The sequence below is a fragment of the Kitasatospora sp. MY 5-36 genome, assembly GCF_001182915.1.
In the GTDB taxonomy this organism is placed as follows: domain Bacteria; phylum Actinomycetota; class Actinomycetes; order Streptomycetales; family Streptomycetaceae; genus Kitasatospora.
Genome location: NZ_LFVW01000050.1, coordinates 1 through 22,994 on the forward strand (window position 1 = coordinate 1; position 22,994 = coordinate 22,994).

Sequence of the window (22,994 nt, forward strand, 5' to 3'; positions counted from 1 at the left end):
CCGGGCAGGGCCGTGCCGCCGGCCCGGACCCGCCCGGTGCCACCCCGTACGCGTCCGGGGCCGTCGGCCGCTCCGACACCGAAGCGCGCGTCCCCGCCCGAGCGTCGCCTCCCGACCCTGCCGCTGTGAGGCGCCCGCCCGATCGCGGTGCGTCCGTTCCGTGCGGCCCGGTGCACCCGCGGCGCGTCCGCCCCTCGGGCCCTCTCAGCACAGCATCGACCGAGACAGGTTCCCCATGTCCACCATCCCTCAACACCAGACCGACGACCGGGCGGGGGAGAGCCTCGGCGCCGTCGCGGCCGGCCGGGCCGGCCACAACGGCGTACTCGCCGCCATGTGCCTGGCCCTGGTCCTCGTCGTGGCCTCCGTCTCCGCCCTCAACCTCGCACTGCCGGACCTGGCGCTCGACCTGTCGGCCACCAACGGTTCGCTGACCTGGATCGCCGACGCCTACACCGTCGCCCTGGCCGCGCTCGTGCTGCCCCTCGGCGCGATCGGCGACCGGCTCGGGCGCCGCAACGTCCTCGTCGCGGGCACCGTGGTCTTCGGTGCCGCCTCCCTGGCCGCTTCCTTCGCCGACTCCACCACCACGCTCATTGTCTGGCGGGTCGTCATGGGGATCGGCGCCGCGATGATCATGCCGGGCACGCTGTCCACCATCACGGCCGCCTTCCCGCCCGAGCAGCGGGCCAAGGGCGTGGCTACCTGGTCGGGATTCGCGGCGGCCGGCGCCATCCTCGGCATGCTCGCCGCGGGGACGCTGCTGGAGTGGTACTCCTGGCGGTCGATCTTCGTCACCGGCGCCGCGGTCGCCCTGGTCGCCGCGCTGGCGGGGATCCTCCTGGCGCCCGACACCAAGGACCCGCACCCCGAGCCGCCCGACGTGCCCGGGGCCGTCTGCACCGCGCTCGGGATCGGCACCCTGGTCTTCGCCATCATCGAGGGCAACGAGCAGGGCTGGACGCAGCCCCCGGCCGTCGCCGCACTCGTCGTCACGGTTCTGGCCTTCACCGCGTACGCCTGGCTCGGCCTGCGCAACGAGCACCCGCTCCTCGACCCCGCCCTGTTCGGCATCCGCGGCTTCCGGGCCGGCGCGATCACCGTCCTCGTACAGTTCATGGCCGTCTTCGGGTTCTTCTTCGTCGGCCTGCAATACCTGCAGCTCATCCTCGGCTACAGCCCGCTCAAGGCCGCCGTCGCCCTCGTCCCCGTCGCCGTGGTCGTCCTGCCCACTTCGCAGCTCACCCCCCGCCTGGTGCGACGGGTGGGGATGAAGGTCACCATGGCCGCCGGCCTGGCCCTGCTGAGCGCCGGCCTGTTCGTCATCTCCCGGATCGACGTCGACTCCGGCTACCTGCCCTTCCTCGGCGGGCTCGTCCTGGCGGGCTTCGGCATCGGCCTGTCCGGGGCCGTGGGCACCTCCGCCATCACCGGCTCGCTCGGCCGCGGCCGGCAGGGCGTCGCCTCCGCGATGAACGACACCACCCGCGAGGTCGGCTCGGCCGTCGGCATCGCCCTCATGGGCTCGATCTACGGCAGCCACTACCGATCCAGCCTCCCCGCTTCCCTCGACCAGCTGCCCGCCGAGGCGGCCTCGGCCGCGCGCGACTCCGCCGCCGCGGGCCTGCACGTCGCCGATCGGCTCGGCGTCGGGGGAGCGGCCCTGGCGGACGGCGTCAAGGCCGCCTTCATGGACGGACTGTCGGCCTCGCTCGTCGCGGTCGGTGCCCTCGTCCTGGCCGCAGCCGTCGGCTGCCTGTTCCGCGCGCCGAGAACACCGCCGACGTCGGACTGAACCCGCCCCTCCCGCACCGGCGGTGACGGTCCGTCGAAAGATGTGACCGTCCGTTCGGCAGCTGACCCGATCAACAGTAGGACCGCAGACGCCGCCATGCCGTACATCCCCTACGACGAATGGGCCGGCCTGACCGGCGGCGGGTACGCGTTGCGCGGGGTGATCGGCCGCGGCGGCGCGGGCGAGGTCCGGTCGGCCGACGACCTGCTCCCGCACCGTACGGTCGCCGTGAAGCCGGTGCACCCGCGGCTCGCCCTCGACGACGTCGCCCGGAGCCGCTTCCAGCGCGAGGTCCGCGCCGCCCTTCCCCGCGCACCCCGACGGGCAGCGGACCCAGCCCCTCGGCACCGCGCACGAGCACCGGTCCCGGCCCGGTGCTCCCCCCGTCGCCGGTCCGTCACTGACGAACCAACACCGCCGCTGTCCGACACCGCGGTCGGACCAGGCCATTACCGCAGAGGAGAGAGAACATGCACGAACCGGTCAACGGCCGGGCGCCGCGCCTCAAGCGCCGCCGCAACGGGTGGATCGCGGTGGCCCTGACGCTGCTCGCCGCCGCCGGCGGCGGCGAGGTACTGGCCACGCAGTACACCCAGGAGCGCATCGCCGACTCGGCTCGTCGGAACCTCGGCCTCGCAGCCGCTCCCGAGGTGCGCGTGCACGGTTTCCCCGTGTCGCTGCAGTTGGCCCGGGGAGTGGTCACCGAGGCGGACATCGACGCCGCACGCGTGCCGGCCGACCTGGACGGCCGCGTCCTGACCGTCGAGGACGTTGCCGTCCACCTGCGAGGAGTGCACCGGGAACGGGACGGCGGGGAGCGGGCCGACGAGGCGGAGGTCACGGCGACCGTCGCGTACGACGAGCTCTCGGCCTTCTACGGGGTCGCCATCGGCCGGGGCGAGGGTGACGACCGGGTGGCAGCGACCGCCCGGTTGCCGCTGTTCGGGCAGGTCACCGCCTCCGCCCATGTCGGCGTCGCCGCTCCGGACGCCGTCGGACTCGACGACGTCCGGCTCCCCGAGAACGTTTCCCCGGCCGCACGAACCCTGCTGGCGAGGGCCTTGGAGCGCCGGACCCCGCTCGACGACCTGCCCGAGGGGCTCACGCTCCGGTCCGTGGCCGTCACCGACCACGGCATCGTCGCCCGCATGTCCGGGCACGGTGTCGAGCTGCGGTCCCGCACCGCCTAGGACCCGGACCCGACGGCCACGACCCGGTCGGCCGACGGTTCGGCCGCGCCCGTCAGCGGACCCCGCCGCTCCGGGGCCAGGGTGGCAGGGACGGCTGGCCACCTCGTGGGCGTCCTCGTCCGACAGACCCGGCGTGAGCACCAGCAGCTCGGACATCCGCGGTCCCGTCGCCGTCGTCGAGCCGCTTCACCATGGGCAACCGCGACCGCAACCGCAACCGCAACCGCAACCGCAACCGCGACCGCAACAGGCCGAGGACGGCCCCTCCGATCGCGCCGAGGGGCACCACGGGGGCCTCGGTCCGGAACCGGCCCGCTGCGCGCCCGGGTTCGAGATCGCGCAGGGCAGGGGCAGGGGCAGGGGCAGGGGCCCGAGCCCGTCGGCCGTGCGGATGTGCTGCATGCCGCGCAGCCTCAGGACACCGGTGACCTCGGGGAGGGAGGCCGCCGGCACCAGGGTCGGCCGGATGCCGGCGGCGAAGCGTTCCGCCGGGTCCTCGACGTCCCGCATCGCGGCGTCCGTCGGCCCGGGGCGTGCGAGGGCTGTTCGGTCAGTCGGCGGAGCGGGCCGTCGCGAGGTCGAGGGCGACGTCCGTGATCATGTCTTCCTGGCCGCCCACCATCTTGCGCCGCCCGACCTCGACCAGGATCGCGCGGGTGTCCAGGCCGTAGCGGCGGGCGGCGGTCTCGGCATGGCGCAGGAAGCTGGAGTACACGCCCGCGTAGCCGAGGGTGAGGGTCTCGCGGTCGACGCGCACCTCGCGGTCCTGCAGCGGGCGGACCACGTCGTCGGCGGCGTCCATCAGCGGGAACAGGTCGCAGCCGTGCTCCCAGCCCATCAGGTCGGCGACCGCCACGAACGCCTCCAGCGGGCAGTTGCCGGCGCCCGCTCCCTGGCCGGCGAGGGAGGCGTCGACGCGGGTGACGCCGTTCTCCACGGCCACGACGGAGTTGGCGACGCCCAGGCCCAGGTTGTGGTGGGCGTGGATGCCGAGTTCGGTGTCGGGGGACAGGACGTCGCGGTAGGCGCGCAGGCGGTCGCGCACGCCGTCCATGGTGAGGCGTCCGCCGGAGTCGGTGACGTAGACGCACTGGGCGCCGTAGGACTCCATCAGCTTGGCCTGCCGGGCGAGTTCGGCGGGCTCGGCCAGGTGGGACATCATCAGGAAGCCGGCCACGTCCATGCCCAGGCCGCGGGCGGCGTCGATGTGCTGGGCGGAGATGTCGGCCTCGGTGCAGTGGGTGGCGACGCGCACCGAGCGGATGCCGAGGGCTTGCGCCTGCCGCAGGTCGTGCAGGGTGCCGATGCCGGGCAGCAGCAGGGTGGTGGGCACCGCCTGGTGGACGCTGTCGCAGACGGCGGCGATCCACTCCCAGTCGGTGTGGGCGCCGACGCCGTAGGTGATGCTGGAGCCGGACAGGCCGTCGCCGTGGGCGATCTCGATCGCGGCCACGCCGGCCGCGTCGAGGGCGCCAGCGATGGTGCGGGCCTGGTCGACGGTGTAGCGGTGGCGCACGGCGTGCATGCCGTCCCGCAGGGTCACGTCCTGGATGTACAGGGAAGTCATCGCGTCGCCACCTCCGGGGCGCGGTGGGCGGCCATGCGTTCGGCGGTGCGCAGGGCGGCCGAGGTCATGATGTCGAGGTTGCCGGCGTAGGCGGGCAGGTAGTGGGCGGCCCCCTCGACCTCCAGGAACACCGACACCTTCGCGGCACCGCCGGTGCGGGAGGGCGCGGGCAGCAGGGAGCGGAGCGGGTCGTCCGCGGCGACGCGGTCGAACTGGACCCGCTGCTTGAGGCGGTAGCCGGGGACGTACGCCTGCACCCGGGCGACCATCCGCTCGACCGATTCGGTCACCGCGGCGTCGTCGCAGTCGCCGACCAGGCAGTACACGGTGTCGCGCATGATCAGCGGCGGCTCGGCCGGGTTCAGGACGATGATCGCCTTGCCGCGGGAGGCGCCGCCCACCTTCTCGATGGCCGAGGAGGTGGTCTCGGTGAACTCGTCGATGTTGGCCCGCGTGCCGGGGCCCGCGGAGCGCGAGGAGATCGAGGCGACGATCTCGCCGTAGTGGACGGGAGTCACGGCCGAGACCGCGGCCACGATCGGAACGGTGGCCTGTCCGCCGCACGTGACCATGTTGACGTTGGGGGCGCCGAGGTGGTCGTCGCCGTTGACCGGCGGGACGACGTAGGGGCCGAGCGCCGCGGGCGTCAGGTCGACGACGGTGCGCCCCAGCGAGCGCAGCACCTCGTCGTGGCGGCGGTGCGCGCCGGCGGAGGTGGCGTCGAAGACGATCTGCACGTCCGCGAACTCGTCCAGTCCCACCAGGCCGTCCACGCCCTCGTGGGTGGTGGCGACCTTCAGGCGGCGGGCGCGGGCCAGGCCGTCGGAGTCGGGGTCGATCCCGGCCATCGCGGCGATCTCCAAGGTTTCGGAGAGCCGCAGGATCTTGATCATCAGGTCGGTGCCGATGTTGCCGGACCCGATGACGGCGACCTTCGTGGTCATGCGAGGGCTCCTTCCTCGGTGGCGGGTGCGAACGCGGTCGTGACCGTGCCCAGCCCTTCGATGACGGCGGTGAACTCGTCGCCCGCGGCGGCGGCGGCCATCGGGCCGAGCGCGCCGGTCAGGACGGTGTCGCCGGCCCGCAGCGGGTCGCCGAGCCCGGCGAGGGTGGAGGCGAGCCAGAGGGCGGCGGTGAGCGGGCTGCCCAGGCAGTCGGCCCCGGTGCCCCGGGAGACCTGTTCGCCGTTCCGGGTGAGCGTCATGGTCACGGCCCGCAGGTCGACCCGGTCCAGCGGGACCGGGGTGCCGCCCAGGACGTACAGGCCGCAGGAGGCGTTGTCGGCGACGGTGTCGACGATGGTGATGTCCCAGTCGGCGATGCGGCTGTCGACGATCTCCAGCGCGGGCAGCGCGAACGCCGTGGCGCGCAGCAGGTCGGCGACGGTCGGGTCGCGGTGGGGCAGGTCGGAGCCGAGGACCAGGGCGACCTCGGCCTCGACCTTCGGCTGGAGCAGTCGGCCGGGGGCGACGGGCTGTCCCTCGGGTACCGCCATGTCGGCGAACAGGGCGCCGAAGTCAGGCCGGTCGACGCCGAGTTGGCGCTGTACGGCGGGCGAGGTGAGGCCGATCTTGCGGCCTACGAGTCGTCGCCCGGCGCTGACGGCGAGGTCGACGTGGAGCTGCTGTACGGCGTAGGCGGCCTCGATGTCGGCCTCCGGGAGCAGCGTGCGTACCGGGGCGCACGGGATGCCGGTGCGGGCGGCCTCCTCCAGGAGGGCGGCCGCCTCGGCGACGCGGGCGGGCCGGGTCGGAACCGGCAGGGATCGGTGGGGTGGTGCGGAGCCGAGCACGAGGGTGGCCTCCGGGGGATCGTCGAGGGGTGGGGGAACGGCCGGGGCACCGGCTTGTGCCGGGTGCGGGCGTGCGCCGCGGACGCCGGGCAGGGCGGGGACGGAGCCGTTCCGGCGGTGCGGCGGCTGTCCCGGGTCAGTCGTCGGGGATGCCCGTGCCGCTGAGGGCGGGCACGGTGCGTTCCGGGCGGGCCAGGGATCGGGCTCCGGCGCGGAACTGGGCGAGCTTGTCGACGATGGTCCGGCCGACGGGGAGGTGGCCCCAGGTGCTGATGCCCTGGTGGGTGGTGGGCTCCCAGGTGCTCTCGTCGATGACGACCGGGTTCCAGCCGACCTCCCACTCGAAGCCCGAAGGGGTGCGGGCGTAGTAGGACAGTTCCTTGTCGTTGGTGTGCTGGCCCACCGACAGGGCCATCTCGAAGCCGAGTTCGTGGACGCGCTGGTAGCTGCGGGCGACGTCGTCGAGGGTGGCGGCCTGGATGTTGAGGTGCTGCACCCGGGTGCGGACCGGGTCCAGGGGCAGGCCGCGGACGGCGGCGACGGCGATGGAGTGGTGGCGCTCGTTGACGCGCAGGAAGCGGATCTTGAGTTTGACGCCGCTGATGGTCTCGTCGATGTAGTCGGTCAGGCGGGCGTCGAAGACGGTGTCGAAGTAGCCCCGGATCTGCGCGGGCCTGGTGGAGGTCAGCGCGACGTGGCCCAGGCCGGAGTCGCCGGTGACGAAGCCAGAGGCGAGCATGCGCAGCGGTTCGGCCGCTCGCTTCGGGTTGGTGTAGATCTCCTGGGTGATGCCTTTGGGGCCGGGGAAGCGCAGCAGGCGTTCGACGCCGCGCAGGGCCGCCTCCTCGTCTGAGCCCCGGGTGAGGGGGACGCCGTGGGCGCGGATGCGGGCTTCGATCCGTTCGAAGGCGGCGTGGTCGTCGACGTGCCAGCCGGTGGCGACGACGTCCTCGGCGGGCCCGCGGGTGAGCAGGAAGCGGCACTCCTGGCCGTCGAGGCGGAAGCGCATCAGGTCGGGGGAGAGGCTGTCGTGGTGCATGCCGATGGCGTCGGTGCCGAAGCGGCGCCAGTCGGCGAAGCGGTTCGTCTCGATGACGACGTAGCCGAGGTGGACGGCCCCGAAGACGCTGGTCGGTACGGTGTTCATCGTTGGCCTGCCAGGAAGTCGGCGCACAGCCGGTTGAAGAGTTCCGCGCGCTCGAACTGGACCCAGTGGCCGGTGTTGGCGACCGTGTACAGGTCGCAGTCGGGCATGCGTTCGGCGAGCATCCGGCCGCCGGAGGGCCGGTTGACCCTGTCCTGGGCCCCCCACAGCACCAGGGTCGGGACGGGCAGCCGGGACAGGCGCGGGTCGCGGGTGAAATCCATCCTCCACACGGTCCGCAGGGCGTCGCGTCCGGAGGGCCGCCGCAGGGGCGGTGCGGCGACCACCTCCGGGTCGATGCTGGCGCGGTAGCGCTCGTCGATCACGGAGTCGGGGACGTCGGCGGCGTTGAAGACGAGGTGGTCGCGGATGAACTTCTCCAGCTTCGGCCGCGAGGGCCCGTCGCCGGTGTAGTAGTTCAGCAGGCTGTTGAGGCCGGGGGTGGGCAGGGCGCGGGTGGTGCCGATGCCGCCGGGGCCCATCAGGACCATGCGGTCGACCCGGTCGGGGGTGTCCAGGGCCAGGCGCAGGGCGCAGGCGCCGCCGTAGGAGTTGCCGACCAGGTGGGCCTTTTCGAGGCCGAGGCGGTCGAGCAGCCCGCGGATCTGGTCGGAGAGGAAGCCGAAGGGGTCGCCGGCGTCGACGCCCTTGGTGCTGCGGCCGTAGCCGGGCAGGTCGGGCACGATGACCCGGTGGTCCCGGGCCAGGGCGGCGATGTTGCGGGTGTAGTTGGAGACGCCGGAGGCGCCTGGGCCGCCGCCGTGCAGCAGCAGGACCGGCGGGCCGTCCCCGGTCTCCGCGGCGAAGACCTTCCTTCCGCCGATGTCGTACGTCGTCTCCTGCATCGTCGGCAGGCCGGTCGGTGTCGTCGTCATGGTGCCGGGGTCCTCACTGGGCGGTGGACGCGTGCGTGCGGGGGGCGGTGGTCGGGGCGAAGCCCCGGGGCGGCGGCGGGAGCGGGGCGCCCGCGGGGGCCGCCGCGTAGACGTAGGCGTCGGGGCGCAGGGCGAGTGCGGCCGCGCCGTGCCGGGCCATCCAGGGCAGCAGGACGCCGTCGCTGTCGACGAGGGTGCCCTCCGCGGGTGCGGAGCCCAGCGGCGTGACGGTCAGGGACGGCACGCCCAGGACGTCCCAGGCGAGTTGGGGGGCGGCGGTCCGGGGGTGCAGCAGGTGCCACCGGCCGCCGAGCGCGTCGTCGAGGCGCACGCGGCTGCCGTCGGGGCCGGTCACCCACGGCTGGGGCACCTGGTGGCCGGTCGCCCTGGCGCGGGAGCGGGCCTGCAGACCGGCGTCGTACCGGGCGACGGGGATCCAGTTCGCGCTCTGCAGCCAGTTGCTGAAGCCCGGGACGCGGTCCAGGGTGCGCAGGGCGCCGTCGCGGACCTTGGTGACCGGCCGGCGGCGCTCGGTGATGGTCCGGCCGACGAGCACCGCCCGCCGGGTGACCTCCTTGACGTGCGGTTTGCGTTCGGCCTCGTAGCTGTCGAGGACCGTCTCGGGCAGTTCGCCGCGCAGGACGGCGTCGAGCTTCCAGCAGAGGTTGGCCACGTCGCGCACGCCCGCGGCCATGCCCTGGCCGATCCACGGCGGCATGGCGTGGGCGGCGTCGCCGGCGAGGAAGACCCTCCCCGCACGGAAGCGCGTGGCGAAGCGCACGTGGTGGCTGTAGACGGTCGCGCGCAGCACCTTGACGCTGTCGCGGCCGATCCCGTACCGGGAGATCAGCCCGTACACGGCGTCCTCGGTGACCAGGTGCTCCTCGTCGTCCCCGGGCAGGAGCGGGAACTCGTAGCGGTGGTGGCCCAGCGGGGTCGGGCAGTCGACGGCCGGGCGCGCCGGGTCGCAGTGGAAGCGCAGCTTGTCGTGGTCGGGCCAGGGCTTGAGCATCTCGGTGTCGATGACGACCCAGCGGTCCTCGTACGTCCGGCCCTCGTAGCCGATGTTCAGCTGGGCGCGGGTGAGGCTGGAGCCGCCGTCGGCCGCGATCACGTAGGAGGCGCGCAGCCGGTGCACGGAGTCGTCGGCTGTGCCGACGGTCGTCAGCTCCACCCCGTCGGCGTCCTGGCTCAGGCGCAGGCACTCGTGGCGCAGCAGGACCTCCACGTTCGGGTACCGGTCGACGCCGTCGCGCAGCACCTGCTCCAGCGCGGGCTGGTAGACGAACATCTGCGGCGGGTGCCCGTGCCCGCGCGGGGTGGGGCGCGCGCGGATGAAGGGGCGGCCGTCCGCGTCGACGAAGTCCACGGGCCGCTCGGTCAGCATGTCCTGCTTGAGGCGCTCGGCCAGTCCGGTCCGCTGCCAGATCCGCACGACCTCCTCGTCCGTGGAGATGGCCCGGGCACGGGAGAAGACCTCGGCGTCCCGCTCCAGGACGACGACGCGCAGCCCCGTCGCGCCCAGCAGGTTCGCCGCGGTCACGCCCGTGGGCCCGTAACCGATGACGGCCACGTCGTAGGAACCGTCCTCGGGCTCTGTCCCAGCCCCGGTCTGACGCATCAGGCCCACCTCACCGTGTCGATCGCACCGCGCAACTGTTGCTGTAGTGCTCACTCCAATTGGAATGACTGCTACGGTATGCTCGCCGTCGGAGAGGGTCAAGTGACCGGAACCGCGCACCACCGGAGGGGACGCCCGCCGCGGCCGAGCCGCGGACGACCCGCGAGCGGCACGCGCCCGGCCCGGCGCCGTACGGCCGGCGGCCGGTACGACAACCCCGCTCCGCCCCCACAGAGCGCACGAAAGGCCGCGGCATGTCTCCTTCGGCACAACGCATCGACGTCCACCAGCACGTGGTGCCCGGCTTCTACCGCGACGAGCTCGCCAGGGCCGGCATCACCGACGCCGGAGGCCGGGCCCTGCCCGACTGGAGCGCCCAGTCGGCCCTGCACCTGATGGACCTCCTGGACACCGCCACCGCGATCGTCTCCGTGTCCACGCCCGCGACGGGCTTCCTCGCCGACCCCGCCGAAGCGGCCGACCTGGCCCGACGTCTCAACGACCACGGCGCGTCCCTCGCCTCGGACCACCCCGGACGCTTCGGCTTCTTCGCCACCCTGCCCATGCCCGACACTGGAGCCTCCGCCGCCGAGGCGGTACGCGCGCTGGACGAGCTGCGCGCCGACGGCGTCACCCTGCTCGCCAACAACCACGGCACCTACCTCGGGGCCGACGGCCAGGACGTCCTGTGGCAGGCACTCGACGACCGCGGCGCGGTGGCCTTCGTCCACCCCGCGGAACTGCCCGCCCCACCGGTCAGCGGCATCCCGGCCTTCGCCGCCGACTTCCTGCTCGACACCACCAGGGCCGCCTACCTCCTGGTCCGCAACGGCATCCTGCGCCGCTACCCGAACATCCGCTTCATCCTCAGCCACGCCGGCGGCTTCGTCCCCTACGCCTCGCACCGGATGGCCGTCACCCTCGCCAACGACACCGCACGCAGCCCGCTCGACGTGCTGGACGACTTCCGCTCCTTCCACTTCGACACCGCCCTGTCCTCCAGCCCGGCCGCCCTGCCCACCCTCCTCGCCTTCGCCCGCCCCGGACACGTCCTGTTCGGCAGCGACTGGCCCTTCGCCCCCACCCCCGCCGGGCAGTACTTCGCCAACGGCCTCGACACGGGCGTCGACCCCGGCACGCTCACGGCCGTCAACCGCACCAACGCCGAAGCACTCTTCCCCAGGCTGGCCACCACCCGCCCGGCACCGCTGCCGGCGCCGTCGGCCCCGGTGCGCATCCGCCGAGCGGCCCAACGCGCCGCAGCGCGCCTGGCTTTCAAGCTCGTTCAGCCCGGCACGGACTGATCCGGCGTTGTGGGACCTGGCGTGCGCCGGGTGCGTCCGTGCGTCTCCTCCGTGCCCGCAGCACCCTCGCCGAGCGCTCCCGGACGGGAAGAAATCTCTGCACGGAATGTTCGGCAACCTCGTCGGCCGACTGAGGGTCGCGACCACAATGACACCCCGTCCGACGGGCCGAGGGCTACCACCAGCGCTTCGGCCTCGTCCACGTCGACTTCGCGACGCAGCAGCGCACTCCGAAGGCCTCCTACACCTGGTACCGCGACCTGATCGCCGCCCACCATGCGAAATTCGGACGTTAGTCAAGGCCTGGGCAAGGGGGTGCGGGTCAGGATCGCGACGGGGAAGGGAGTGTCGTCCGATCCTTGACGGCCATGGGAACTCCGCCCGCCTCCGCGCGCTGTCACCTGTCCTCGCCACCCGTGTCATCGGGTGACTACGATCGGTGAGGATTCCGGTCGACTGACGCACCAGGGAGGGCCCGGATGGACGCGGAACTACCGGCGCTGCGGCTGAAGCTCTACATCGAGTCGCTCCAGGTCCTGATGCCCGAGCGGCAGTTCAAGCTTCTGATGGATCTCCTGCGCGGCTATGCCGAGCTCGGTGGTGGGCGGATCAAGGTGAAGCTGGACGCAGAGGAACGGGAGCTGTTCACATCCGCGGTGCAGCGCGAACTGCTCGTTCTCCTCGGCCTGCTCGGTGCCCTGGTGCCCGGACACGAGGACCGCGCCGACGGTGTGGTGGCCGACCTCGGCGACGGCGAGCGGGCCAAGGGGGTCATGTCGCTCGTACCGCCGGAGGTCGCTTCCGATCCGGCCCGCCTGCGGGACATGCGCGACCGGCTTGACGCCGCCGAGGGCCGGCGGGCGAGCGACCGCGCGACGGTCGAGGGAATCGCGGAGGTGAGCGGGATGGCGGGGACGGAAGAGAACTGATCCGAGCGCGTTCAGCTCTGTGAAACCTCACCGGCGGTTGCCGGAGCCGGGACACAGGCCTCCCCGGAGGCCCGGGCGCACCTGCACCAGCTGTACCTGCCGCACGCGACCTGGCCGGTCGACAACCGCGTCGTCGGGCGTCGGCGCGTCCGCGTACTGTGGTGCCCGGAAGACGGGGAGGGCAGCGGTTGCGCAGGGTGCCGCCGGAGATGTTCCGGTTCACGACGGGGGAGAAGGCCGAACTCTACGGTGCGATCCTTCAGGCCTTCGGAGCGGCCAACGAGCGGCTGGAGACCGCGCTCGGGCTGGACGAGGTCCGCACCCGGCTGCGGACGGTGGGCTGGCTCGACGCGGTCCATGACGACGACCTCCAGGAGGCGCTGCGCAAGCTCAGGGAGTGGCAGCTGCTGGACGTCGTCCAGAACCACGCGGAGAACTACCGCACCGCCGAGGAGTACGAGCGCCGCAACCTCCAGTACTCGCTGACCCGACGCGGTGAGGCCGCGTCCGCCGGGGTCGAGCACGCCCTGTTCGTCCTCGCCTCGACGGGGGCGCTCCAGACGGCGGTGCTGGAGGCGATCACGGACCGGCTCGATGAGCTGTACGTCCTGCTGGGCGACTCCGCGTCCTCGGACCGTCGGGTCTTCACCACGCTGCAGGAGCTGGAGGGCCACCTGGAGGCGCTGCTGGCCAACACCAAGGCGTTCAACGGCGAGTTGCAGCGCCTGCTGCGCGCCGAAGGTGCGGACCTGGCGACCTTCCGCGAGGTGAAGGCCGCGACGGTGGCCTATCTCCAGGAGTTCCTCGTCAACCTCGACCAGCGGGGCCAGGCGGTCGCCACCGCCGTCGAGCGTGTGGAGCGGCTCGGGGTGAGCCTGCTGCACGCGCGGGCGCTGCGGGGCGCCGAGCTGCCGCCGGTCGCCGACGGCGATCCCGCGCCGGCCTGGCTGGAGCGGCGCCGGGCGCGCTGGGAGGGGCTCCGGTCCTGGTTCCGGCCGGCCGACGGGGCACGGCCCCGCGTGGAGCAGCTGCACGACGTGGCGCGGCGGGCGATCGTGACGCTCCTCCAGGTTCTCGACCGGATCACCGAGTCACGGCGCCGCTCCTCCAGCGCCGTCCAGGACTTCCGGGAGCTGGCCCGCTGGTTCGCCGCCGCGCCCACCGAGGACGACCTGCACCGCCTCTGGTCGGCCGCCTTCGGTCTGGGGTCGGCCCGACATGCCCATCTCGCCCACCCCGACCCGGAGTTGGTGCCCTCCTCGGGCAGCTGGGCCGAGACCCCGCCGGTGGAGGTCTCGGCGCTGCTGCGCACCAGCGGCCGCACCGAGCGGTTCACCCGCACCGGGAAGGTGCGCGACATCGGAGGCATCAAGGCGGCCCGGGCCGAGCGGGCCCGGAAGGAGCGGGCCGAACTCGAAGCGGCCTGGGACGTTCTGGGAACCGACGGCCCGGTGCGGCTCTCCGACCTCCGCGTGCTGGACCACACCGTCTTCGAGCGGCTGCTCGACCTCCTCGGCCGGGCGCTGGCCGTACGACCGGACGCCGGCGGGGCACGTCGGGCGGTCACCTCGGACGGCCGCGTGGAGATCGTGCTCCGGCCTTCTCCCGAGGGCGGACGGGCCGTCCTGCGGACCTCCCACGGCCGGTTCGAAGGGCCCGACTACCTGGTGGAGATCCGGAGCCCGAGCGCACTGCGGGCGGTCGTCCGGGAGGACAGCGCATGAACACCACCAGGAGCGGCACATGAGCACCCTCGCCAACCAGCTGGTCCTGGCCGAGCGGCAGGACATAGCCCGAGGCATCAGACTGCTCCTCGGCCTGCCGCTGATCACCGAGCGCGGTGACCCGCCCGCCTTCGAGCTGATCCGCCGCCGTCAGGATCCGCTGACGAAGTGGTTCGACTACAACTGCGGCTGGCAGCTGGTGGTGGAGCCGCGCCTGGGGTATGCGCGTCTGCTCAAGATCCGGACCGTGCCCGACGCCTCGCGCCCCGCCCGTCGGCTGCGGTCCGGCAAGGCCCCGTTCGACCGCCGCCGTTACACGCTGCTGTGCGTCGTCGCGGCCGAGCTGCTTCCGGTCCCGGTCACGACGGTCGGCCTGCTCGCCGACCGGGTCGTCCACGCCTGTGCCACCGACGAGGCACTGCCGCCCTTCGACACGGCGAGCAGGTCCGAGCGCATGGCGTTCGTGGACGTGCTCAAGCTGTTGGAGGCCTACGGCGCGCTCCTCACCGTGGACGGCGTCACGGAGAGCTTCGTCGACTCGGCGAAGGCCAAGGTCCTCTACCGCGTGGACGCCACCGTCCTGATGCGCCTGCTCGCCGCGCCCGTCGGCCCGTCCCGGCTGGCCGTTCCGGCGCAGGACGTGCCGCTGCGCTTCGAGGAACTCCTGCGGGGCACGGTGCGCGAGAGCCGGTACGGCGGGGCCGACGCCTCCGACGCGCAGCGCAACCTCCGGCTCCGGCACTCGGTGCTCCGGCGGCTCCTCGACGATCCCGTCCTGCACCACGACGAACTCGGCGCCGACGAACTGGCCTACCTGGCCTCGCCGACGGGGCGCCAGATCGTCAAGCGCGCCGCCGAGCAGGGCGGCTTCGTGCTGGAGGAACGGGCCGACGGCCTGCTGCTCGTGGACCCGGAGGCCATCGCCACCGACAGCCGCTTCCCGGACGACTCCGCGACGGCCCGCGTCGCCGCCCTGCTCCTGCTGGAACCGCTGACGGCAGCCCCGGACGGGCTGACACCGGAACAGCTCGAGGCCGAGGCGAACACGCTGCTGCGGCGCTTCCCGCGGTGGGCGAAGGGCTACCAGTCCGAGGACGGCGCCCAGCGGCTCACGGCCGACGCCCTTCGTGTCCTCGACGACTTCGGCCTGGCCCGCCGGATCGGCGACCGCACCGTTCCCCGGCCCGCGGCGTTCCGGTACCGCACCACCGTGACCGACGGTCCCGCAACCTGACCAGGGAAGACCTCCGATGACCGTGACACAGCCACCGCAGAGCCCCGTGCCCCCGACGGCGGCCGCAGCCGCGCGATGGCGGCCCGCCAGGGCCGGCATCCTCAACGTCTGGCGCTACTACGACGAGACCTTCACCTTCCACAAGGGCCGGCTGCTCCTGCGGGGGCAGAACGGCACCGGCAAGTCGAAGGCGCTGGAGGTGCTCCTGCCGTTCCTGTTCGACGCGAGCCTGCGACCCAACCGGCTGTCCACCTTCGGCGGCTCCGAGCGCACCATGCACTGGAACCTGATGGGGGAGGGCACCACGGGCAAGACCCGCGTCGGGTACGTGTGGCTGGAGTTCGTCCGCGGTGACGGCGATCCCGGGTGGTTCACCTGCGGCGCCAGGCTCCAGGCCAGCGTGCACACCCCCGGTGTCACCGTCGACTACTTCACCACCGGCGCGCGGATCGACCGCCCAGGCGGTCTCTCCCTGGTCAACGACGCGGGCCAGCCGCTCACCCGCGCCGCCCTGGCCGAAGCGCTGCACGGCCAGGGCGAGTTGCACGGGGCACCCACCGACTACCGCAACACGGTCCGCAGCACGCTCTTCCCCGGGCTGAGCGAGCAGCGCTTCGACGCCCTGATCACCGCGCTGCTCCAGCTCCGCACCCCCAAGCTCTCGGAGCGCCTGGATCCGTCGCTGCTGTCCTCGCTGCTCTCGCGGGCGCTGCCCCCGCTCGGCCAGGGCGAGATCACCGAACTGGCCGAGGGTTTCGAGCGCCTCGACCGCCAGCGCGAACACCTGAAGACACTGGACGACGAGGTGGCCGCGGCCACCGCCGTCGCGAACCAGCAACGCGGCTACGCCCAGCGCGTCCTGCGTGCCGGAGCAGCCGGTCTCATCTCCGCGACGACCGAGATGGACAACCTCGCCCGCCTCGCGAGGGAGAGCGGGGAGGCGCACGCGGGAGCCGTGCGTGAGCGCGACGAGAGCAACCGGACGCAACAGGAACTCGAACACGGGCGGCAGGAGATCGAGGGCGCCATCGAGGGGCTGCTCGACTCCGAGGTCTACCGGCAGGGGCAGGAGCTCGACCAGCTCCGTCGTAGGAGCGAGCAGGCCGACCAGACCGCCGCCCGGGCCCGTACCGCCGCCGACCGGAAGGTTCGGGCGGCCGACGAGGACGCGGGGCGTGCCGACGATGCGCGGCTGCGTTCCGAACAGCGGGCCGAACAGACCCGGGCCGCTCGCGAGGAGGCACGTGGCGCGGCGCGGCGAGCAGCCATGGAGTCCGTCTGCGCCGAGGTGCAGACGGTGCTCGGCACCGCACCGGGTCCGTCGGGGGAGAACGAGGAGCAGGGGCGTACGGCGCGCCGTCTGCTGCGCGGTGCGGTCGTCTCGCGGCACCACCAGATCGCCGACGTCCGAGCCGCCGTCGAGCGCCACGAACGGTTCCTCGCGGGCCGGACGACGGCGGAGCAGCACCTCGATTCGGCGCGCGAACGGCTGACCGGGGCGACCGCGAAGCGCGAGGGGAACGCCCGCGCCTACCAGGCCGCCGTCGACGCCCACGCCGCCCTGTTGCGTCGTTGGGCGAGGGAGGACTGCGCGGAACTCTCGATCGACGACGCCGAGGAACTCGCGTCCCGTGCCGCCGTCGAGACTGATGTCCTCGTGCTGGTCGAAGCCGCGGCCCGGGCGGCGGAGAGCTCCATCACCGCCGACGAGACGACCGCCCGCGCCGGCCGGGACGACGCCCGCGCCGGGCGTGACCGGGTCCTCCGGGAACTGGAACGCATCGCGGCCGCGGCCGATCTCCCGCCGGTTCCACCACGGACTCGCACGGCCGACCGGTCGGTCCTGCCGGGGGCGCCACTGTGGCGTCTGCTGGCCTTCCGGCCGGACGTTCCGCCCGCCGATCAGGCCGGCGTCGAAGCGGCCCTCGAAGCGGCCGGCCTGCTCGACGCCTGGATGACCCCCGACGGCGGTCTCGTCGTCGCAGGGCACGACGTCCTGGCCGATCCGGCAGCGGCCGCGCCCGCACCCGGCCCCTCGCTGCTCGACGTCCTGGCTCCGGAACCCGACGGCCCGGTGCCGCCCGCCCGGGTGCGGCGGCTGCTTGCCGGTGTCGCCTACGGCCCCGCACTGACGACGGACCACCCGGCCGTCGTGGGCGCCGACGGAAGCTGGCGGCTGGCGATGGCGGTCGGCTCCTGGGCCAAGGAGGAGTCCAGCCACATCGGCGCCGCGGCCCGGGAACGCGCCAGGCAGCGGCGGATCGCGGAACTCACCACCGAACTGGCCGAGGCCGACACCGCCGTCGTCGGCTACGAGACGCGGCTGCACGCCCTCGCCGACCGCCGGACGCGCCTCGAAGCCGACCTCCGCTCCCGGCCGCACCACCGGGACGTGGAGGAGGCCAAGGGCGGCTGGGACCGGGCCGAGTCCCAAGTGGGCGCTCGGGAGGACGCCGTGCGGGAGGCCGTCGAACAGCTCGCGCGGCAGGAGAAGGCGGTCGCGGACGCGCTGCGCACACTCGCCGTCGCCTCCGCCGAGCATGCCCTGCCGACCGAACGCGCCGCCCTGGACAAGACCGCCGCGGCCGTCGAAGCGCTGCGCGAACAGGCCGACGTCTGGCTCGACGCCCATCTCGCCTGGACAGCCGCCCACCAGGCCTGGCACTCCGCGCGCGGCCATGCCGAGGCATCGAGGGGGGCCGCGACCGAGGGCCTGGCGGAGGCCGAGACCGCCGAGGCCGCCGCCCGTGGGCTCCGCTCCACGCTCCGGGCGGTCGAGAGCACCGTCGGTGAGGACTACCGCGAAGTGGCCGCCCGCATCAGTGACTTCCGGAAGTCCCTCGACCGCGTTCGCCGCGACCTCGAATCCGGCACCCAGGCACTTCTCGCGCTCGAAGGCCGCATCGGTGCGCTCGGCGCCACCGCGGCCCAGGACGAGGCCCTGCACGACAGGGCCGTCGAGGCCCGGAACGAGGCCGCCCATGGCTTCCGGCGCCTGTGCGTCCTCGGATTCCCCGAGGACGCGGGCCTCGGGCTCGTCCTCACCTCCGCGGACGGCACCCGCGCCACCCTCGAAGCGGCGCGCGAGACCGCTGCCGCGTGGCCCGACCTGCCGCACGGCACCAGGAACCTCGGTGACTCCCTGAACCGTCTCTCCGAGGCCGTCCACCGAGCCCGCCAGAGCCTCAGCAGCCGCGCCGACCTCGAGCTCGAAGCGGAGGAGGACGTCCAGGTCCTCACCGCCACCGTCGACGGCATCCGGGTCGGCGCGACCGGCCTCCTCGTCATCCTCACCGGTGAGCGTGACCGCGGTCAGGACGACATCACCGCAGCCGAACGCGGCCTCTTCGACCGGACCCTCACCGGCGACACGCGCCGCCACCTCGCCTCCCGGATCCGTCAGGCCGGTGAACTCGTCGAGCGGATGAACGGTCACCTCGAAGGGATCCGCACTGCCTCGCGGGTGGCCGTCCGACTGGTGTGGCAGATCCACCCCGACCTGCCGGCCGGTACCCGGACGGCCCGTGAGCTGCTGCTCAAGGACCCGGCGCGGATCACCGAAGCCGACCGCGAGGCCCTCCACGCCTTCTTCCGGGGCCGGATCGAGGAAGCGAAGACCCGCAACACGGCGGCGACCTGGGAGGAGCAGCTCGCCGAGGTCCTCGACTACACGGCCTGGCACCAGTTCGTCGTCAAACTGGACCGCGCCAACGGCTCCGGGTGGCAGCTGCTCACCAAGAAGCTCCACGGCGCGCTCTCGGGCGGCGAGAAGGCCATCGCCCTCCACCTGCCGCTGTTCGCCGCCGTGGCCGCCCATTACGAGGCGGTGCCGGAGTCTCCGCGGCTGATCCTGCTCGACGAGGTCTTCGTCGGCGTCGACACCGTCAACCGCGGGCAGGTCTTCGGCCTCCTCGCGGCACTCGACCTCGACCTGGTGCTCACCTCGGACCACGAATGGTGCACCTACCGGGAGCTCTCCGGCATCGCCGTCCATCAGTTGATCACCGGAGGTGACGGCGACGACGCCGTCACCAGTGCCCGTTTCACCTGGACGGGCACCGACCTGCTGCCCGACGAAGCCGACACGGAAGAACCGGCATGACGGATCGCCACCCCCTCGACCTCCCCGAGCTCCGACCCCTGTGGTCGGCCGTTCACGGCCGTCTCTCGACCGGTCGCCCCGTCAGCCGGGTACGGTCCGGAGCACTCGACGAGGCGGGCCGGGAGGCACTGGCCGACCTCCTCGGGCTCGACCGGCTCCCCGGCGCCGAACCGACGATCCCCCTCGCCGGGCTCGACAGTGCCGTGCTGGACGCCTGCGGCCGACCCGTCCGGGACGTGGTGACCGCGATCCTCGGCCCGATCCACGACCGGGCCGCCGAGCGCCACCACAGGACCGGCCAACGCGAGGCCCTGTGGGCGTGGTTGGCCGGCCACGAGGTGGTCACCGTCCAGCCGGCCCTGCTGGACTGGGTCGGCCACCTGCGGGCCGGCGGCCTCGTCGACGGCTCACCCGAGCGGACCCGGGGCCTCATCGCCGCGGCGCTGACCGTCCTCGCCGCGCTCCCGGCCGGTGGTGAGCCGCTACCGGTCCTCGCCGCGCGCCTCCTCGACGGCGACTCCCACGCCTTGGACGACGGGACCCGGCTCTCCTCCCTGGTCCTGCGGGCACTGGCGGTGCTGTACGGCACTGACATGCCCGAAACGGCCGAAGGGCGGCGCGCACTGTGGAGTCGAGCCAGCGTGGCCGACGACGAGCTGTCGGCCACCGTGCTCGCCGTCGGTCTCCGCCCCGGGGGAGAGGGCCCGGTGGCCGAGATCTCCCGAATCTGCGCCGGAGCGGGCCACCCCGTCAGCCTCACCCTCGCCCAAGTGCGCTCACCCGGCGAATTCACCGGTCCCACCGGACCCGTGCACATCACCGAGAACCCCAGCGTGCTCGCCCTGAGCCTGCGCCGCTTCGGCCCCCACTGCCCGCCGCTGGTCTGCACCTCCGGCTGGCCCAACACCGCCGTGATCCACCTGCTGCGCCGACTCGCCGACGACGGCGCGTCCCTGCGCTACCACGGCGACTTCGACGGCGAGGGCATCCGCATCGCGGCGCACGTCATGGCCAAGACCGGCGCAGCCCCCTGGCGGATGGCAGCCGACGACTACCGGGCCGCCGCGCCACGGGTTCCCTCGGGCCCCGACCCGGGGCGTCTGACGCCCGCACCGTGGGACCGGAGGCTCGTCGATTCCATGGCCGAACTGCGCACCGCAGTGGTCGAAGAGGTGGTCGCCGACCTTCTCCTCGACGATTTGGCAGACCACCGACACGGATAGAATGACAGCCTGTCCGACGGGCCGAGGGGTTCAATGCCGTCAACCCGGCGGACGCACCGCCGCTGCTCTGCCGGACCGTGATGCAGGCGCTCGGGCTGCCGGCCGCCGTGGTTCGGGTGCGGACCCGGAGCTGGCCGCGTGAGCTGGCCCCGCCCTCTCCGGCCTACGCCTGCGAATCGATGCCGCCTGCAACGCCCCCGGCGGTGGTGTCGGCGCCGTCGTCCGCGCCGTCTTCCCCGCGGCCGGGCGCCCGCTGCCGTCGAGTTGAGCGGGCCATCGAACGGTGTTTGCCTGGAAGGACAGGCCAGTAGAGGGCGCAGCGCGCTCGGACACACCGGAAACACCGGAAACACCGGAGACGCCCCGGGCCGGAGCGGGTCGGCAGGCTCGCCGATGCCGGGCTTCGGGCGGTGACCCGCCGGGTGCTGCGGTCGCCCGCGGAGCAGGAGGCGGCGGATGTCGCCGTGCGGTGAGGTCCGGTACTCGATCACCCGCACCCGGGACGAGTGGCGCGCGAGGCTGGTCCGGGCCTGTTCCCGGTGGGCGGACGAGGGGGCCGACAGGTGTGCGCAGTGGGCGGATCGGGGTGCCGGCCGGTGCGGTGACCAGGCGCCGTCCTCGTGGTTCCGCGATGTGTTCTACCGGGTGGCCGACCTGCTCGGCCAGGCCTGGTACCGGCTGGCGAACCGGGTCTGCCGCGCGTTCGCCTGGGTCCTCTACTGGGTCCTCACGGCGGTGGCGTACGTGGTGTGGCTGGTCCTCTGGATCCCCTGCCGCGTCTTCGGTCCGGTCACCCGGCCGGAGGGGCGGATCAGGCACGTCTTCGTGCTGGTACTGGAGAACCGTTCGTTCGACCACATGCTCGGCGTCTCCACCGGCACGGTCGACGCCGGGTCCGGCTTCCGGCCGGGGGTCGGGGTGGATGCGGTGAGCGGCGCGCCGACCACCGTCAACGGGCCCTCGGCGAGCCTGACGAACACGCACGACGGTCAGGTCTTCGCGGTGCGCGCCGGCGCGCCGTTCGTCATGCCGGTCGACCCGCCGCACGAGTTCTGCGACGTCCAGCTCCAGCTGGCCTCGGTGCCGATCACCGGCACACCGAGGGACGACACGTGCCACTACGGCGGCAGCTACCCCGCGCTCACCATGCAGGGGTTCGTGGACAACTACGCCAACCAGGCCGTGGCCAAGGGCGACGCCTCGGCCCTGGCGGACCTCGGGGCGGTGATGGCGTGCTTCACCCCGGACCAGGTGCCGGTGATCAGCGCGCTCGCCCGCGAGTTCGCGGTGTGCGACAACTGGTTCTGCGCCCTGCCGGGGCCGACCTGGCCGAACCGGTTCTTCCTGCACGCGGCGACCTCGGGCGGGCTGGACCGCAGTCCGGACCCGCTGGAACTGGCCGCCTCGCAGGTCGACGGCTACCAGTTCGAGAACGGCACGATCTACGACGCGCTCGACAGCAAGGGGTGCGACTGGCAGGTCTACCAGGGTGACGCCCTCCCGCAGGTCAGCGCGCTGGCGGGCATGGACCTGCCCACCATGCTGGAGCGCTTCCACGGCCTGGACGAGCTCGCCGGGGATCTGCGGCATCAGGACTTCGCCGCCTCGTACGTCTTCATCGAACCCAGCTACGGTCACGTCCTCAGCCACGGCGGCAACTTCCGGTGCGGCAACAGCCAGCACCCGATCGACGACGTCACCCGGGGCGAGGCCCTGATCAAGTACGTCTACGAGTCGATCAGGCAGTCGCCGCACTGGGAGTCGAGCCTGCTGGTGATCACCTACGACGAGCACGGCGGCTTCTACGACCATGTCGAGCCGCCGGCCGCCGTCCCGCCCGGTGACGTGACCGACCCGGCGCACAACAGCCACGGCTTCCGGTTCGACCGGCTCGGTGTCCGCGTCCCCGCCGTCATCGTCTCGCCGTGGGTCCCGGCCGTCCGGCCGAGCGGACCGGACGGCCGGAACTGCAACCTGATCGACCACACCGTCTACGACCACGGATCGCTGCTGGCATCGGTCGAACGCCTCTACCACCTGCCGAGCCTCACCCTGCGTGACGCCGGAGCCAATGACTTCCTCCACCTGCTGTCCGCGGCCGAGCCGCGCGGTGACGCTTCGCTGACCCTGCCCGCTCCGGCCGACTCCGGGTTCACCTGCGACGACGAGGGCGACGGCGGGGCACCGGTCGGGCCGGGCGAGGGGCCGGTCGGAGTGCGGACCACCGCCGACCGGCCGATCAGCTCCACCCTGCAGGGCTTCCTCCAGGTCGCGGCGCTCCACGACGCCCGGCTCCACCCCGCCGAACGCGAGCGCATCGTCCGACAGCTCCGCTCGGTCCACACGGTCAGGGACGCCCACGGCTACCTGACCCAGGTCCTCGCGCGGCTCGACGCCGCCGGCCTCCGTACGGACATCGCCGCACCGTCGCCCCGACCGGACGGCCGTTAGCGGGCGGGCCCCCAGCTGGTGGCTCACGGGGATGGGAGCGTCG

Annotated in this window: 15 protein-coding genes and 1 pseudogene; 10 read left to right on the forward strand and 6 right to left on the reverse strand. The window is 73.2% G+C overall.

Translation table 11 applies throughout. The features are described from left to right. The first annotated feature begins 235 nt into the window (after positions 1-235). Together AE652_RS04640 and AE652_RS04645 are read left to right on the forward strand one after the other, a co-directional pair. Entirely contained in the window at positions 236-1,795 is a 1,560-nt protein-coding gene (locus tag AE652_RS04640; protein ID WP_049649835.1) for an MFS transporter, read from the forward strand. Positions 1,796-2,265: 470 nt separating this feature from the next. Then, positions 2,266-2,985, forward strand: coding sequence for a DUF2993 domain-containing protein (locus AE652_RS04645; protein ID WP_049649857.1), 720 nt, complete (start codon positions 2,266-2,268; stop codon positions 2,983-2,985). A gap of 550 nt (positions 2,986-3,535) precedes the next feature. Here AE652_RS04645 and dmpG read toward each other — a convergent pair. From dmpG to AE652_RS04675, 6 genes are all read right to left on the reverse strand, one after another. Continuing rightward, positions 3,536-4,552, reverse strand: coding sequence for a 4-hydroxy-2-oxovalerate aldolase (dmpG, locus tag AE652_RS04650; RefSeq protein ID WP_049649836.1), 1,017 nt, complete (start codon positions 4,550-4,552; stop codon positions 3,536-3,538). Continuing rightward, positions 4,549-5,496 carry an acetaldehyde dehydrogenase (acetylating) gene (locus tag AE652_RS04655; RefSeq protein ID WP_049649837.1) on the reverse strand — a complete coding sequence of 316 codons (948 nt, stop codon included), beginning with the start codon at positions 5,494-5,496 and terminating at the stop codon, positions 4,549-4,551. Before AE652_RS04655 ends, dmpG begins: the two co-directional genes overlap by 4 nt. Next, entirely contained in the window at positions 5,493-6,314 is an 822-nt protein-coding gene (gene mhpD / locus AE652_RS04660) for a 2-keto-4-pentenoate hydratase (RefSeq protein WP_049649858.1), read from the reverse strand. The genes AE652_RS04655 and mhpD overlap by 4 nt, the downstream gene beginning before the upstream one ends. Before the next feature lie 166 nt (positions 6,315-6,480). Next, positions 6,481-7,491, reverse strand: a complete 1,011-nt coding sequence (locus AE652_RS04665) for a VOC family protein (RefSeq protein ID WP_049649838.1) — start codon at positions 7,489-7,491, stop codon at positions 6,481-6,483. Further along, the gene (locus AE652_RS04670; protein ID WP_049649839.1) at positions 7,488-8,363 is read right to left on the reverse strand and encodes an alpha/beta hydrolase; all 876 of its coding nucleotides are present in this window, start codon (positions 8,361-8,363) and stop codon (positions 7,488-7,490) included. The genes AE652_RS04665 and AE652_RS04670 overlap by 4 nt, the downstream gene beginning before the upstream one ends. Positions 8,364-8,376: 13 nt before the next feature. Then, positions 8,377-9,984, reverse strand: a complete 1,608-nt coding sequence (locus AE652_RS04675; protein WP_049649840.1) for a bifunctional 3-(3-hydroxy-phenyl)propionate/3-hydroxycinnamic acid hydroxylase — start codon at positions 9,982-9,984, stop codon at positions 8,377-8,379. A gap of 254 nt (positions 9,985-10,238) precedes the next feature. On the opposite strand from AE652_RS04675, the gene AE652_RS04680 reads away from it, so the two are divergent. The 8 genes and pseudogenes from AE652_RS04680 (at position 10,239) to AE652_RS04710 (ending at position 22,951) form a co-directional block, all read left to right on the forward strand. Beyond that, positions 10,239-11,288 (forward strand): amidohydrolase family protein, encoded by a 1,050-nt coding sequence (locus AE652_RS04680; protein ID WP_049649841.1) that lies wholly within the window; start codon positions 10,239-10,241, stop codon positions 11,286-11,288. Between the two features lie 167 nt (positions 11,289-11,455). After that, positions 11,456-11,584, forward strand: a pseudogene (locus AE652_RS43725) (family 1 glycosylhydrolase); the annotation flags it as partial. 183 nt (positions 11,585-11,767) lie between these two features. Continuing rightward, complete coding sequence (locus AE652_RS04685; RefSeq protein ID WP_053111963.1) at positions 11,768-12,217, forward strand: hypothetical protein; 450 nt, start codon at positions 11,768-11,770, stop codon at positions 12,215-12,217. Between the two features lie 209 nt (positions 12,218-12,426). After that, complete coding sequence (locus AE652_RS04690) at positions 12,427-13,941, forward strand: TIGR02677 family protein (protein ID WP_199823043.1); 1,515 nt, start codon at positions 12,427-12,429, stop codon at positions 13,939-13,941. A gap of 19 nt (positions 13,942-13,960) precedes the next feature. Beyond that, a complete protein-coding gene (locus AE652_RS04695) occupies positions 13,961-15,175 on the forward strand; it encodes a TIGR02678 family protein (protein ID WP_049649843.1) in 1,215 nt (404 codons plus the stop codon). Between the two features lie 16 nt (positions 15,176-15,191). Beyond that, positions 15,192-19,277 carry a TIGR02680 family protein gene (locus AE652_RS04700; RefSeq protein ID WP_049649844.1) on the forward strand — a complete coding sequence of 1,362 codons (4,086 nt, stop codon included), beginning with the start codon at positions 15,192-15,194 and terminating at the stop codon, positions 19,275-19,277. Continuing rightward, the gene (locus tag AE652_RS04705) at positions 19,274-20,500 is read left to right on the forward strand and encodes a TIGR02679 family protein (RefSeq protein WP_049649845.1); all 1,227 of its coding nucleotides are present in this window, start codon (positions 19,274-19,276) and stop codon (positions 20,498-20,500) included. The genes AE652_RS04700 and AE652_RS04705 overlap by 4 nt, the downstream gene beginning before the upstream one ends. 456 nt (positions 20,501-20,956) lie before the next feature. Next, a complete protein-coding gene (locus AE652_RS04710; protein WP_049649846.1) occupies positions 20,957-22,951 on the forward strand; it encodes an alkaline phosphatase family protein in 1,995 nt (664 codons plus the stop codon). The last annotated feature ends 43 nt before the right edge of the window (positions 22,952-22,994 follow it).